Source organism: Streptomyces sp. NPDC001450 (assembly GCF_053597295.1).
In genome coordinates this window covers 64,720-78,200 of sequence record NZ_JBSFHY010000010.1, presented here as the reverse complement: position 1 = coordinate 78,200, position 13,481 = coordinate 64,720, and the positions used below count along the sequence as shown (strand labels likewise).

At 68.6% G+C, this 13,481-nt stretch carries 16 protein-coding genes; 12 read left to right on the top strand and 4 right to left on the bottom strand.

The window, feature by feature from the left end; translation table 11 throughout:
- The first annotated feature begins 43 nt into the window (after positions 1–43).
- The 10 genes from ACWC5O_RS13405 (at position 44) to ACWC5O_RS13360 (ending at position 8,439) form a co-directional block, all read left to right on the top strand.
- Positions 44–484, top strand: a complete 441-nt coding sequence (locus ACWC5O_RS13405) for a hypothetical protein (RefSeq protein ID WP_450580822.1) — start codon at positions 44–46, stop codon at positions 482–484.
- A 210-nt stretch (positions 485–694) separates the two neighbouring features.
- The gene (gene atpB, locus ACWC5O_RS13400) at positions 695–1,525 is read left to right on the top strand and encodes a F0F1 ATP synthase subunit A (RefSeq protein ID WP_450580821.1); all 831 of its coding nucleotides are present in this window, start codon (positions 695–697) and stop codon (positions 1,523–1,525) included.
- An 83-nt stretch (positions 1,526–1,608) separates the two neighbouring features.
- The gene (atpE, locus tag ACWC5O_RS13395; protein ID WP_097252404.1) at positions 1,609–1,851 is read left to right on the top strand and encodes an ATP synthase F0 subunit C; all 243 of its coding nucleotides are present in this window, start codon (positions 1,609–1,611) and stop codon (positions 1,849–1,851) included.
- Positions 1,852–1,892: 41 nt separating this feature from the next.
- Positions 1,893–2,438: a F0F1 ATP synthase subunit B gene (locus ACWC5O_RS13390; protein ID WP_450580820.1), complete on the top strand. Its 546-nt coding sequence runs from the start codon at positions 1,893–1,895 to the stop codon at positions 2,436–2,438.
- Positions 2,435–3,250: a F0F1 ATP synthase subunit delta gene (locus ACWC5O_RS13385; protein WP_450580819.1), complete on the top strand. Its 816-nt coding sequence runs from the start codon at positions 2,435–2,437 to the stop codon at positions 3,248–3,250. The genes ACWC5O_RS13390 and ACWC5O_RS13385 overlap by 4 nt, the downstream gene beginning before the upstream one ends.
- A 129-nt stretch (positions 3,251–3,379) precedes the next feature.
- A complete protein-coding gene (gene atpA, locus ACWC5O_RS13380) occupies positions 3,380–4,972 on the top strand; it encodes a F0F1 ATP synthase subunit alpha (protein ID WP_386578990.1) in 1,593 nt (530 codons plus the stop codon).
- A gap of 21 nt (positions 4,973–4,993) precedes the next feature.
- Positions 4,994–5,911, top strand: coding sequence for a F0F1 ATP synthase subunit gamma (locus ACWC5O_RS13375; RefSeq protein ID WP_450580818.1), 918 nt, complete (start codon positions 4,994–4,996; stop codon positions 5,909–5,911).
- The gene (atpD, locus tag ACWC5O_RS13370) at positions 5,911–7,347 is read left to right on the top strand and encodes a F0F1 ATP synthase subunit beta (protein WP_450580817.1); all 1,437 of its coding nucleotides are present in this window, start codon (positions 5,911–5,913) and stop codon (positions 7,345–7,347) included. The genes ACWC5O_RS13375 and atpD overlap by 1 nt, the downstream gene beginning before the upstream one ends.
- A 129-nt stretch (positions 7,348–7,476) precedes the next feature.
- Positions 7,477–7,854 carry a F0F1 ATP synthase subunit epsilon gene (locus ACWC5O_RS13365; RefSeq protein WP_389181699.1) on the top strand — a complete coding sequence of 126 codons (378 nt, stop codon included), beginning with the start codon at positions 7,477–7,479 and terminating at the stop codon, positions 7,852–7,854.
- Positions 7,855–7,992: 138 nt separating this feature from the next.
- On the top strand, positions 7,993–8,439 hold the full coding sequence (locus ACWC5O_RS13360; RefSeq protein WP_450580816.1) for a DUF2550 domain-containing protein: 447 nt from the start codon (positions 7,993–7,995) through the stop codon (positions 8,437–8,439).
- A 5-nt stretch (positions 8,440–8,444) separates the two neighbouring features.
- Here ACWC5O_RS13360 and ACWC5O_RS13355 read toward each other — a convergent pair whose 3' ends face one another.
- The 3 genes from ACWC5O_RS13355 to ACWC5O_RS13345 form a co-directional block, all read right to left on the bottom strand.
- Positions 8,445–10,274: a glycosyl hydrolase family 18 protein gene (locus tag ACWC5O_RS13355; protein ID WP_450580815.1), complete on the bottom strand. Its 1,830-nt coding sequence runs from the start codon at positions 10,272–10,274 to the stop codon at positions 8,445–8,447.
- A gap of 121 nt (positions 10,275–10,395) precedes the next feature.
- Positions 10,396–11,046, bottom strand: coding sequence for a response regulator (locus ACWC5O_RS13350; protein ID WP_450580814.1), 651 nt, complete (start codon positions 11,044–11,046; stop codon positions 10,396–10,398).
- Positions 11,043–12,215 (bottom strand): sensor histidine kinase, encoded by a 1,173-nt coding sequence (locus ACWC5O_RS13345; protein WP_450580813.1) that lies wholly within the window; start codon positions 12,213–12,215, stop codon positions 11,043–11,045. Before ACWC5O_RS13345 ends, ACWC5O_RS13350 begins: the two co-directional genes overlap by 4 nt.
- Between ACWC5O_RS13345 and ACWC5O_RS13340 the strand changes: the two genes are divergently transcribed.
- Positions 12,214–12,351: a hypothetical protein gene (locus ACWC5O_RS13340; protein ID WP_450580812.1), complete on the top strand. Its 138-nt coding sequence runs from the start codon at positions 12,214–12,216 to the stop codon at positions 12,349–12,351. The genes ACWC5O_RS13345 and ACWC5O_RS13340 overlap by 2 nt on opposite strands.
- Positions 12,352–12,367: 16 nt before the next feature.
- Positions 12,368–12,901: a hypothetical protein gene (locus ACWC5O_RS13335; protein WP_450580811.1), complete on the top strand. Its 534-nt coding sequence runs from the start codon at positions 12,368–12,370 to the stop codon at positions 12,899–12,901.
- Here ACWC5O_RS13335 and ACWC5O_RS13330 read toward each other — a convergent pair.
- Positions 12,898–13,470: a cob(I)yrinic acid a,c-diamide adenosyltransferase gene (locus ACWC5O_RS13330; RefSeq protein WP_450580810.1), complete on the bottom strand. Its 573-nt coding sequence runs from the start codon at positions 13,468–13,470 to the stop codon at positions 12,898–12,900. The genes ACWC5O_RS13335 and ACWC5O_RS13330 overlap by 4 nt on opposite strands.
- Between the last annotated feature and the right edge of the window lie 11 nt (positions 13,471–13,481).

The window sequence follows — 13,481 nt, the reverse complement described above, 5'->3', positions numbered from 1 at the left end:
TCCATGACGACACCCTGCCCCCTGTGAAAGCGGAGTTGCCGCCATGCCGTCCAATGACGCCCGGATCCTGGCCCAGGCCGCCGTACCCACGGCTGTCGTCGGCGCGCTCGCCGCCGTCGTCAGTGGAGTGGTCGCGGGCGGCAAGGGAGCGATCGGGGCTGTCGTCGCGACGGTGGTCGTGTGCCTCTTCATGGGGTCCGGTCTCTACGTTCTGCAGCGCATCGCCAAATCGCTTCCGCAGCTGTTCCAGGGCATGGGCCTGATGCTCTACACGGCTCAGTTGCTGTTGTTGGTCGTCTTCGTCGCCGTGTTCAAGGACACGTCGCTGTTCAATCCCCGCGTCTTCGCCGTCGTTCTCGTGGTCACCACTCTGGCGTGGATCGTCGCGCAGACCCGTGCCCACATGAAGGCCAAGATCCTCTACGTCGAACCTGATGCCTCGTCGAAGGGCGACAAGCCCGAGAAGACAGGGCACTCGCGGTGAGAGGTAGGGCCGGGATAAAGGCACGCCAGAGATGCTGCTATCGTCCGGTGCCAACTGCGGCATCGCGGGCGCGGGCATCTGAGCTGACGCCTGCTCAATCGCGAGGCGAGATGCCCCACAGCCGCCCCCACATCCGTAACACCAGTCCCGTGCCGAACCGCGGCCCCGCGTCGCGCCGACACAACGAGGTTGCCGTACCTATGCTGCACGATGAAGGAGCCCGCGGTGAGTGCTGACCCGACGCAGGTGCTCGCCTTCGAGTCCGACTGTCACATCTTCTCCGGATGTGGATTCCCGGCTCCCGGCCTGCATTCCTTTGTCTTCAAGCCGCTCTTCACTGTCGGCGGGTTCGAGTTCAACAAGCCGATGCTGCTCGCCCTGCTGGGCACGGTCGCGATCGTCGCTTTCTTCTGGGCCGCGTTCGCCAGGCCCAAGCTCGTGCCGGGCAAGGTCCAGATGATCGGTGAGGCCGGGTACGACTTCGTGCGCCGCGGCATCGTCTACGAGACGCTGGGCAAGCGCGAGGGCGAGAAGTACGTGCCCCTCATGGTGTCGCTGTTCTTCTTCATCTGGATCATGAACCTGTGGTCCGTCATCCCGCTGGCACAGTTCCCCGTGACGTCCATGATCGCCTTCCCCGCGGGTCTGGCGGCCATCGTCTACATCCTGTGGATGTTCCTGACGTTCAAGAAGCACGGGTTCGTCGGCGGCCTGAAGAACATCACCGGTTACGACAAGTCGCTCGGCGCCGTACTGCCGGTGATCGTGATCATCGACTTCTTCTCGAACGTGCTGATCCGGCCCTTCACCCACGCGGTGCGACTCTTCGCGAACATGTTCGCCGGCCACCTGCTGCTGCTGACCTTCACCATCGGCAGCTGGTACCTGCTGAACGGGATCGGCATCATCTACGCTGGCGCCTCGTTCGTGATGACCATCCTGCTCACGGCGTTCGAGCTCTTCATCCAGGCTGTTCAGGCGTACGTCTTCGTGCTCCTCGCCTGCAACTACGTTCAGGGCGCTCTCGCCGAGCACCACTGAGCCTCCTCGCCCTCCCTGTCCAACCTGACTGACCGGTGGCCAACCCCCACCGGTACGCGTAAAGAAGAGAAGGAAGAACCGGCATGTCCGCTCTCCAGACCCTCGCCGCTGACGGCCTCTCCGGCAACCTCGGTTCGGTCGGCTACGGCCTCGCTGCGATCGGCCCCGGCATCGGCGTCGGCATCATCTTCGGTAACGGCACCCAGGCCCTCGCCCGCCAGCCCGAGGCTGCCGGTCTGATCCGCGCCAACCAGATCATGGGTTTCGCCTTCTGTGAGGCCCTGGCGCTGATCGGTATCGTCATGGGCTTCCTCTTCCGTAGCTGAAGCGCGCTTCGACGCAACTCCCTTAGACGGAAGGCACTGATGTGAACGCCCTGGTAACGCTGGCGGCGACAGAGGAGCAGAATCCTCTGATCCCCGAGATCCCAGAGCTTGTCATCGGCCTGATTGCTTTCGCCATCGTCTTCATCTTCCTCGCCAAGAAGCTCCTCCCGACCATCAACAAGGTTCTGGAAGAGCGTCGCGAGGCCATCGAGGGCGGTATCGAGAAGGCCGAGGCCGCGCAGACCGAGGCCCAGAGCGTCCTCGAGCAGTACAAGGCCCAGCTCGCCGAGGCCCGGCACGAGGCCGCGCGCCTGCGCCAGGAGGCGCAGGAGCAGGGTGCCGCCCTCATCGCCGAGATGCGGGCCGAGGGCCAGCGGCAGCGCGAGGAGATCGTCACCGCCGGTCACGCCCAGATCGAGGCCGACCGCAAGGCCGCCGCGGGCGCCCTGCGCCAGGACGTCGGCAAGCTCGCCACCGAACTGGCCGGCAAGCTCGTCGGTGAGTCCCTCGAGGACCACGCCCGGCAGAGCCGTGTGATCGACCGCTTCCTCGACGAGCTCGAGGAGAAGGCCGAGGCGACTCGATGAACGGAGCGAGCCGCGAGGCCCTGGCAGCCGCACGTGAGCGTCTCGACGCGCTGACGGACTCCACGTCCGTGGACGCCGTCCAGCTCGCCGACGAGCTGGCGGCCGTCACCGCGCTGCTCGACCGCGAGCCCAGCCTGCGTCGGGTCCTCACCGACCCGGCGCAGCCCGGTGAGGCCAAGGCCGAGCTGGTCCGGCGCCTCGTCGGCGGTCAGGTCGGCGAGACCACGCTCGACGTGGTGTCCGGCATGGTCCGTTCCCGCTGGTCGCAGTCGCGTGACCTGGTGGACTCGCTGGAGGAGCTGGCGAACATCGCCGACCTCACGGCGGCGGAGAAGACGGACACGCTCGACGACGTCGAGGACGAGCTGTTCCGGTTCGGCCGGATCGTCGCCTCGAACACCGAGCTGCGTGCAGCGCTCACCGACCGCTCCGCGAGCACCTCGGCCAAGATCGAGCTGCTGCACCGGCTCCTCGGCGGCCGGGCCAAGCCCGCCACCGAGCGTCTGGTGACGCGCCTCGTGACCGCGCCGCGTGGACGTAGCCTGGAAGCGGGACTGGAGTTCCTGTCCAAGCTCGCCGCGGAGCGCCGGGACCGCATGGTCGCCGTCGTCACCTCGGCGGTGCCCCTGAGCGACGGGCAGAAGCAGCGCCTCGGCGCCGCCCTGACCAAGCTCTACGGCCGCCGGATGCACCTCAACCTGGACGTCGACCCCGAGGTCGTCGGCGGGATCCGGGTGCAGGTCGGTGACGAGGTCATCAACGGTTCCCTCGCGGACCGGCTGGAGGACGCGGCCCGCCGCATGGCGAGCTAGCAGCACCTCGGCATTCGAGAAAAGCAGTACGTACTTACGGCCCTGGTTGGGCCGTGCAGAGGATTCCTGGGGGTCGCCCCCAGACCCCCACGAAAACTTCGGGCCCAACAAGGAGAGCAGGGAACCCAGATGGCGGAGCTCACGATCCGGCCGGAGGAGATCCGGGACGCGCTGGAGAACTTTGTCCAGTCGTACAAGCCGGACGCGGCCTCGCGCGAGGAGGTCGGTACGGTCACCGTTGCCGGCGACGGCATCGCGAAGGTCGAGGGCCTGCCCTCGGCCATGGCCAACGAACTGCTGAAGTTCGAGGACGGCACCCTCGGCCTCGCCCTCAACCTCGAGGAGCGCGAGATCGGTGCCATCGTCCTCGGTGAGTTCAGCGGCATCGAGGAGGGTCAGCCGGTCACGCGTACCGGCGAGGTCCTTTCCGTCGCGGTCGGTGAGGGCTACCTCGGCCGTGTCGTCGACCCGCTCGGCAACCCGATCGACGGCCTCGGCGAGATCGAGACGTCCGGTCGCCGTGCCCTCGAGCTGCAGGCCCCCACGGTCATGCAGCGCAAGTCGGTGCACGAGCCGATGGAGACGGGCTACAAGGCCGTCGACGCCATGACCCCGATCGGCCGTGGTCAGCGTCAGCTGATCATCGGTGACCGCCAGACCGGCAAGACCGCCCTGGCCGTCGACACGATCATCAACCAGCGCGACAACTGGCGCTCGGGCGACCCGAAGAAGCAGGTCCGCTGCATCTACGTCGCCATCGGCCAGAAGGGCTCCACCATCGCCGGCGTGCGCCGCGCGCTGGAGGAGAACGGCGCCCTGGAGTACACGACCATCGTCGCCGCCCCGGCGTCCGACCCGGCCGGCTTCAAGTACCTGGCGCCGTACACCGGTTCGGCCATCGGCCAGCAGTGGATGTACGAGGGCAAGCACGTCCTCATCATCTTCGACGACCTGTCGAAGCAGGCCGACGCCTACCGCGCCGTGTCCCTGCTGCTGCGCCGCCCGCCGGGCCGTGAGGCCTACCCGGGTGACGTCTTCTACCTGCACTCCCGTCTGCTGGAGCGCTGCGCCAAGCTCTCCGACGACATGGGCGCCGGCTCGATGACCGGTCTGCCGATCGTCGAGACCAAGGCCAACGACGTCTCGGCGTTCATCCCGACCAACGTCATCTCCATCACCGACGGCCAGTGCTTCCTGGAGTCGGACCTGTTCAACGCCGGTCAGCGTCCCGCGCTGAACGTCGGTATCTCCGTCTCCCGAGTCGGTGGTTCCGCGCAGCACAAGGCGATGCGCCAGGTCTCCGGCCGTCTCCGTGTGGACCTCGCCCAGTTCCGTGAGCTGGAGGCGTTCGCCGCCTTCGGTTCCGACCTGGACGCGGCCTCCAAGGCCCAGCTGGAGCGCGGTCAGCGCATGGTCGAGCTGCTGAAGCAGGACCAGTACCAGCCGATGTCCACCGAGGACCAGGTCGTCTCCGTCTGGGCCGGCACCAACGGCCGTATGGACGACGTTCCGGTCGTCGACGTCCGCCGCTTCGAGAAGGAGCTGCTGGACTACCTGCACCGCAAGGAGTCGGGCCTGCTCACCTCGATCCGCGAGGGCGCCAAGATGTCGAACGACACGATCCAGGCGATCGACGACGCCGTCGCGGAGTTCAAGAAGCAGTTCGAGACCTCGGACGGCAAGCTGCTCGGCGAGGACGTTCCTGCCGCTGCCGCCAAGTGACGTAAGGAAGGGACCTGACTCATGGGAGCCCAGCTCCGGGTCTACAAGCGTCGCATCCGATCCGTCAGCGCGACCAAGAAGATCACGAAGGCGATGGAGATGATCGCCGCCTCGCGCGTCGTCAAGGCGCAGCGCAAGGTGGCGGCCTCCACGCCGTACGCGACCGAGCTGACGCGCGCGGTCACGGCGGTCGGTACGGGTTCGAACACCAAGCACCCGCTCACCACGGAGGCGGAGAACCCGACCCGTGCCGCGGTCCTGCTCCTCACGAGCGACCGCGGTCTGGCCGGCGCCTTCAACTCCAACGCCATCAAGGCGGCGGAGCAGCTGACCGAGCGCCTGGAGCGCGAGGGCAAGCAGGTGGACACGTACATCGTCGGCCGCCGTGGTGTCGCCCACTACAACTTCCGTGAGCGCAAGATCTCGGAGTCGTGGACGGGCTTCACCGACGAGCCGTCGTACGCGGACGCCAAGAAGGTGGCGGAGCCTCTGATCGAGGCCATCGAGAAGGACACGGCCGAGGGTGGTGTGGACGAGCTCCACATCGTCTACACCGAGTTCGTCTCGATGATGACGCAGACCGCGCTCGACGCCCGGCTGCTGCCGCTGCGTCTCGAAGAGGTGGCAGAGGAGGCCGTCCCCAAGGGCGAGATCCTCCCGCTGTACGACTTCGAGCCCTCGGCGGAGGACGTCCTCGACGCCCTGCTGCCGCGCTACGTGGAGAGCCGCATCTACAACGCGCTGCTCCAGTCGGCCGCTTCGAAGCACGCCGCCACGCGGCGCGCGATGAAGTCGGCCACCGACAACGCGGGCGAGCTGATCAACACGCTCTCCCGTCTTGCCAACGCGGCCCGCCAGGCCGAAATCACCCAGGAAATCAGCGAGATCGTCGGTGGCGCGAGCGCCCTGGCCGACGCGACCGCGGGGAGTGACCGATAATGACCACCACTGTTGAGACCGCGACGGCTACGGGCCGCGTCGCCCGGGTCATCGGCCCGGTCGTCGACGTGGAGTTCCCCGTCGACGCGATGCCGGAGATCTACAACGCCCTGCACGTCGAGGTCGCCGACCCGGCGAACGAGGGCGCGAAGAAGACGCTGACCCTGGAGGTCGCCCAGCACCTGGGTGACGGCCTGGTCCGCACCATCTCCATGCAGCCCACCGACGGTCTGGTCCGCCAGGCCCCGGTGACGGACACCGGCTCCGCCATCTCCGTCCCGGTCGGCGACTTCACCAAGGGCAAGGTGTTCAACACCCTCGGTGAGGTGCTGAACGTCGACGAGCAGTACGACGGTGAGCGCTGGCCGATCCACCGCAAGGCCCCGAACTTCGACGAGCTCGAGTCGAAGACCGAGATGTTCGAGACCGGCGTCAAGGTCATCGACCTGCTGACCCCGTACGTCAAGGGCGGCAAGATCGGTCTGTTCGGCGGCGCCGGCGTCGGCAAGACGGTGCTCATCCAGGAGATGATCTACCGTGTCGCCAACAACCACGACGGTGTCTCCGTGTTCGCCGGTGTCGGTGAGCGCACCCGTGAGGGCAACGACCTCATCGAGGAGATGACCGACTCGGGCGTCATCGACAAGACCGCGCTGGTCTTCGGTCAGATGGACGAGCCCCCGGGCACCCGTCTGCGCGTCGCGCTGGCCGGCCTCACCATGGCCGAGTACTTCCGTGACGTCCAGAAGCAGGACGTGCTGTTCTTCATCGACAACATCTTCCGCTTCACCCAGGCCGGTTCCGAGGTCTCCACGCTGCTCGGCCGTATGCCCTCCGCGGTGGGTTACCAGCCGAACCTGGCCGACGAGATGGGTCTCCTCCAGGAGCGCATCACCTCGACCCGTGGTCACTCGATCACCTCGATGCAGGCGATCTACGTCCCCGCGGACGACCTGACCGACCCGGCCCCGGCCACCACCTTCGCCCACCTCGACGCGACGACGGTTCTCTCCCGTCCGATCTCCGAGAAGGGCATCTACCCGGCCGTGGACCCGCTGGACTCCACGTCCCGGATCCTGGACCCGCGCTACATCGCTGCGGATCACTACAACGCGGCCATGCGCGTGAAGACGATCCTGCAGAAGTACAAGGACCTCCAGGACATCATCGCGATCCTCGGTATCGACGAGCTGGGCGAGGAGGACAAGCTCGTCGTCCACCGTGCCCGTCGTGTGGAGCGCTTCCTGTCCCAGAACACCCACGTCGCCAAGCAGTTCACCGGCGTGGACGGCTCGGACGTGCCGCTCGACGAGTCGATCGCCGCGTTCAACGCGATCTGCGACGGTGAGTACGACCACTTCCCCGAGCAGGCGTTCTTCATGTGCGGTGGCCTCGAGGACCTCAAGGCCAACGCCAAGGAGCTGGGCGTCTCCTGAGCCTCGTGCTCATCTGAGAGGGGCGGGGACGCACCCCTTCCGGGGTGTGTCCGGCCCCTCTCTCCACGCCTACTAGAATTGACCCCAACACCCGGCACTACCGCCGGGTGGTGACCCGAGGAGCCACCCTTGGCTGCTGAGCTGCACGTCGAGCTGGTCGCCGCCGACCGCCAGGTCTGGTCCGGCGAGGCCACCCTGGTCGTCGCGCGCACCACGTCCGGCGACATCGGCGTCATGCCCGGTCACCAGCCGCTGCTCGGTGTGCTGGAGTCGGGCCCGGTGACCATCCGTACGAGTGATGGTGGAACGGTCGTCGCCGCGGTGCACGGCGGTTTCATCTCGTTCGCCGACAACAAGCTGTCGCTGCTGGCCGAGATCGCCGAGCTGTCGGACGAGATCGATGTCCAGCGCGCGGAGCGCGAGCTCGAGCGCGCGAAGGCGGAGGACGACGCCGAGGCCGAGCGTCGTGCGGATGTCCGCCTGCGGGCGGCGACCGCGGCGCGCTGATCCAGCGCGCGGTATGACGTCACTCAGCCGCGGCCGGCCCGGAGCAATCCGGTGCCGGTCGCGGCTGAGGCAGATGTGGGTGTTTTTTCCTTTTCATTACCCAGTTTCATCGCCTAGGAGACGAGGAGGTCGGTGCCGATGGTCCTCGCTCTGACTGTGTGCGGAATCGTGATCGCGCTCGTGGTGGTGGGACTGTTCCTGTTCGGACTGCGCCGCAGACTGATCCAGCGCTCCGGCGGCACCTTCGACTGCTCGCTGCGCTGGGACGTGCCCGAGAAAACGGACACCAGCGGCAAGGGCTGGAGCTACGGCGTCGCCCGCTACAACGGCGACCGCATCGAGTGGTACCGCGTCTTCTCCTACGCACCCCGTCCGCGCCGCACCCTGGAGCGCGCCGCCATCGAGGTGGCCGGGCGCCGGCTGCCCGAGGGCGAGGAGGAGCTGGCGCTGCTCTCCGACGCGGTGGTCCTCGCCTGTACCCACCGGGGCACGCGCCTCGAACTCGCGATGAGCGAAGACGCGCTGACCGGTTTCCTCGCGTGGCTGGAGGCAGCCCCGCCCGGTCAGCGCGTCAATGTTGCCTGACGGTCTTACAGGTTGTTGCTGATGGCGCTCACCAGCTCGCCGTTGCTGGTGTCACCGCTGAACTCCCAGAAGAACGCGCCGCCGAGGCCCTGGTTCTTGGCCCACGCCATCTTCGTCGCGATGGTGGCGGGGGTGTCGTACGACCACCAGTTGCTGCCGCAGTGCGCGTACGCCGTACCCGCGACGGTGCCGGTCGCCGGGCAGGACGTCTTCAGCACCTTGTAGTCCTCGATGCCCTGCTCGTACGTGCCGGCCGCCGGGCCCGTGGCCGTGCCGCCCGGGGCGTCCTGCGTCACGCCGGTCCAGCCGCGGCCGTAGAAGCCGATGCCGATGAGCAGCTTGCTCGCGGGGACACCGATCGCCTTGTACTTGGCCATCGCGTCGGCGGTGGTGAAGCCCGCCTTCGGGATGCCGCTGTACGAGGTGAGCGGGGAGTGCGGGGCCGTCGGGCCCTGGGCGTCCCAGGCGCCGAAGAAGTCGTACGTCATCACGTTGTACCAGTCGACGTACTGGGCGGCGCCCGCGTAGTCGGCGGCCTCGATCTTGCCGCCGGAGGAACCGTCGGCGGTGACGGCCGAGGTGACCAGGTTGTTCGAGCCGAACTTGGCGCGGAGCGCGGCCATCAGGTTCTTGTAGGCCGCGGCCCCGCTGGTGTCGCAGCTCAGGCCGCAGGCGTTCGGGTACTCCCAGTCGATGTCGATGCCGTCGAAGACGTCGGCCCAGCGCGGGTCCTCGACCAGGTCGTAGCAGGACTGCGCGAACGCGGCCGGGTTCTTCGCGGCCTCACCGAAGCCGCCGGACCAGGTCCAGCCGCCGAACGACCACAGCACCTTGATGTTCGGGTACTTCGCCTTCAGCTCGCGCAGCTGGTTGAAGTTGCCGCGTAGCGGCTGGTCCCAGGTGTCCGCGGCGCCGCTGACCGACTGGTCGGCGGTGAACGCCTTGTCGTAGTCGGCGTAGGAGTCGCCGATCGCGCACTTGCCGCCGGTGACGTTGCCGAAGGCGTAGTTGATGTGCGTGATCTTCGACGCGGAACCGGACGTCACCAGGTTCTTGACGTTGTAGTTGCGGCCGTAGATGCCCCACTCGGTGAAGTAGCCGAGCTTGACCTTGTCGCCGGTGGGCGGGGGAGTGGTGCCGCCGCCGGTGGTGTGCACGGCGACCGCGCCGCTGACCGGACCGGTCTGGTCGGCGCTGTCGCGGGCCTGCACGGTGTAGGAGTAGTCGGTACCGGCGGTGAGGCCGGAGTCCGTGTACGACGTCGTCGTCACGGTGCCGACGACCTTGCCGTCGCGGAGCACGTCGTAGTTCTTGACGCCCTTGTCGTCGGTGGCCGCGCTCCAGCTGAGCTTCACCGAGGTGTCGGTGACCGAGGAGGCGGTCGGGGTGCCGGGCGCGGAGGGGGCCGCGTCGCCGGGGACCGTGGTGCCGTCACAACTGTCGCCGTTGAGCTTGCAGTTGGACGGGGAGCCGGAACCGGCGCCGTTGAAGCCGAAGGAGACGGAGGCACCGGGGGCCAGGGTGCCGTTGTACGACTTGTTCTTGGCGGTCCAGTGGGTACCGGAGTTGGTGACGTCGGCGTCCCACGCGGAGGTGACCGACGTACCGGAGGGGAAGTCCCACTCGACGGTCCACGAACTGATACTGCTGGTACCGGTGTTCTTGATGGTCCACTGACCGCCGAAGCCGGTTCCCCAGTCGCTGGTCTTGGCGTAGGTGGCGGTAGCCGACGAGGAATCTGCCGCGGCCTGGGCGGGGCTCGCGAGACCGGCCAGGCCGGCCAGGGGGAGCAACAGGGACGCGAACCCTGCCGCGGCTCTGTGTCTGAAGCGCATGCTGCGCCTCCCTCTCGGGGGTGTCAGGGGCATGACTGAGCCTTCACGCCCACGGTGCCGCGAGAATAGAAAGGTCTGGACCACAGGTCAATAGGTCTGGACCACTTGCCCGGCAGGCCCGCTAGATCCCCAACTCTTGTGCCAGTACGGCCGCTTGGACCCGGCTGCGCAGCGCCAGCTTCGCCAGCAGACGGCTGACGTGCGTCTTGACCGTGCCCTCCGCCATCTCCAGCCGCGCCGCGACCTCGGCGTTGGACAGCCCCTCGCCGATGCACGACAGCACCTCGCGCTCACGCCGGGTGAGACCGTCCAGCACGGATGGATCGGCCGTCGTCTCACGCACCGGCTTCGCCGCGAACTCGGCGATCAGCCGCCGGGTGACGGCCGGCGCGACGATCCCCTCGCCACGGGCCACCGTCCGCACGGCCTCCAGCAGAGCCCGCGCCTCGGTGTTCTTCAGCAGAAATCCGGCCGCCCCCGCCCGCAGCGCCCCGAACACGTACTCGTCGAGGTCGAAGGTGGTCAGCACCAGGACGTCCGCAGTCCCCTCCGTGACGATCTGCCGGGTCGCCGACACCCCGTCCAGAAGCGGCATCTGAACGTCCATCAGCACCACGTCCGGCCGCAGCTCCCGGGCCAGTTCGACCGCCCGCTGCCCGTCCGCCGCCTCCCCGGCCACCTCGATGTCGGGCGCGCTGCCCAGGATGAGGACCAGACCGGCGCGGACGGCGGACTGGTCCTCGGCGACGAGTACCCGGACGGCACGGTTCATGCGGGGTCTCCTTCGGTGAGCGGAAGAGCGGCGCGCACGGCCCAGCGGCCGCCCTCGGGCCCGGCCTCGAAGCTGCCGCCGAGCAGCGCGGCCCGCTCCCGCATCCCGGTGAGGCCGGAGCCTGAGCCGGGGGCGCGGGGGTGGTCTCCGGGCCGGTACGGGCTGGTCACCCGCACCTGAAGGGTGCCGTCCTCCTGCCGCAGGGCGACATGGACGCGCCCCTTCGCCGCGTGCTTCAGGGCGTTGGTCAGCGACTCCTGCACGATCCGGTAGACGGCCAGCTCGACCGGCACGGGCACGCTGTCGTGGCCGGCGTCCAGGGTCACCTCCAGACCGTTCGAGCGGGCACCGTCGACCAGGGCGCCGAGGCCGTCGAGTGTGGGCGACGCGGCGGGCTCCCGGTCACCGGAGCCGTCCCGCAGGATCCCGATCAGCCGTCGCATCTCGGCCAGACCGTCGACGCTGTTCTCCCGGATGACCGCCAGCGCGTCCATGGAGGTCTTCGGGTCGTCCAGGGAGAGCGCGGCGGTGGAGTGGATGGCGATCGCCGACAGGTGGTTGGCCACCATGTCGTGCAACTCCCGTGCGAACCGGGCCCGTTCGGCGGTGACCGCCTGGGTGCGGTCCATCTCGGCCAGCAGCGCGGTCTGTTCGGCGCGCAGCCGGGCCGCCTCGGCCGCGTCGCGGTGGTTGCGGACCACCCAGCCCGTGGAGGCGGGCGCGAACGTGACCACGCCGACGCCCACACCGATCAGCAGCCCCTGCGGGTCGCGCCAGAGGGCGGCGGGCACGACTGCGCCGAGGACCGTCAGCATCCCGGTGATCCAGGGGATCCGGCGGGCGGCGGCGGGGCTGCCGTACAGGACGGCCGCGTACACCAGGTCGGTGTACAGCACGATCGTGACGATGCTGCCGAGGGTCACCGTGTCCAGGGTCAGCGCGACGGTGCCGGCCAACAGGCCGGCGCGGGGCCGGATCCGGCGCAGCGGCTCACAGGCGGCGGTCAGCGCGAGCGGCACCAGCGGGGCCCAGGGTGCGCGCCACAGCACGAGGCTGTCCCCCGCCACACGCGGGTGGATCCCGAGCACCCACAGCAACACCCCGCCGAGCAGTCCGCCCACGGCGATGCGCAGGTCGTCGCGGTGCGGGCGGGGGAGTGCGAGGGGCATGAACACCATCCAACACGGCCCGGGGCCGCCGCGCCTGCCCCTCGGGAAGGGTCCCGAACTGCAACTTTCGATTACGGCGAGTTCGCCCGCGGCGACGATGAACGTCGGCTGGGCCGACGGCAGCCTGGAAGGGTGAGCGAAGGGGGAGAACCGTGATCGTCGGGTTGATCGTCGCCTGTGAGGTGGCCTTCTGGGTGCTGCTGGCCGCCGGGCTGGCCTTCCGCTACCTGTGGCGCATGCCCCGCACGGGCCTCGCGCTGCTGCTGTGCGAGCCGCTGCTGGAGGTGGTGCTGTTCGTGGTCACCGCCGTCGACCTCAAGAACGGCGCGGAACCCGACTGGCGGCACGGCCTCGCCGCCGTCTACATCGGCTTCACCGTCGGCCTCGGCCACTCCACGATCAGGTGGGCGGACGCCCGCGTCGCCCACCGCTTCGCCGGCGGCCCGCCGCCCGTGCAGCCCCCGAAGTACGGCACGGCCCGCGCCGTCCACGAGTGGAAGGTCGCGGGCCGCTGGATCCTGGCCGCGATCGTCGCCCTCGCCCTGCTGCAGGGCGCTGTCTGGTACGTCGGCGGCGACGGCGACACCGGCTCGCTGCGGGCGTGGCAGCTGAGGATGGTGTGGGTGATCGGGATCAACGTGGTGATCGCCGCGAGCTACACGCTGTTCCCCAAAGGGGAGCGCTAACGCTCCCCACCCGGCACCCACAGCACGTCCCCGGTCTCCTTGTTGGCGATCCGGGCCAGGATGAACAGCAGGTCGGACAGACGGTTGAGGTAGGTGGCCGTGAGCGGGTTCATGATCTCGCCGTGCACCTCCAGGGCCGCCCAGGTCGAGCGCTCGGCGCGGCGGACCACCGTGCACGCCTGGTGCAGCAGGGCCGCGCCGGGGGTGCCGCCGGGGAGGATGAAGGAGCGCAGCTTCTCCAGCCGCTCGTTGAAGCGGTCGCAGTCCGCCTCCAGCCGGTCGACGTAGAACTGCTCGACCCTGAGCGGCGGGAACTCCGGGTTCTCCGCCACCGGCGTCGACAGGTCCGCGCCCACGTCGAACAGGTCGTTCTGGACGCGGGTGAGGACCTTGACGACCTCCTCGTCCAGACCGCCCAGCGCGATCGCGGTGCCGATCACCGCGTTGGCCTCGTTGGCGTCGGCGTACGCCGAGATCCTGAGGTCGGTCTTGGCGACCCGGCTCATGTCACCGAGGGCGGTGGTGCCCTTGTCGCCGGTCCTGGTGTAGATGCGCGTCAGATTGACCATGTGACCAGCGT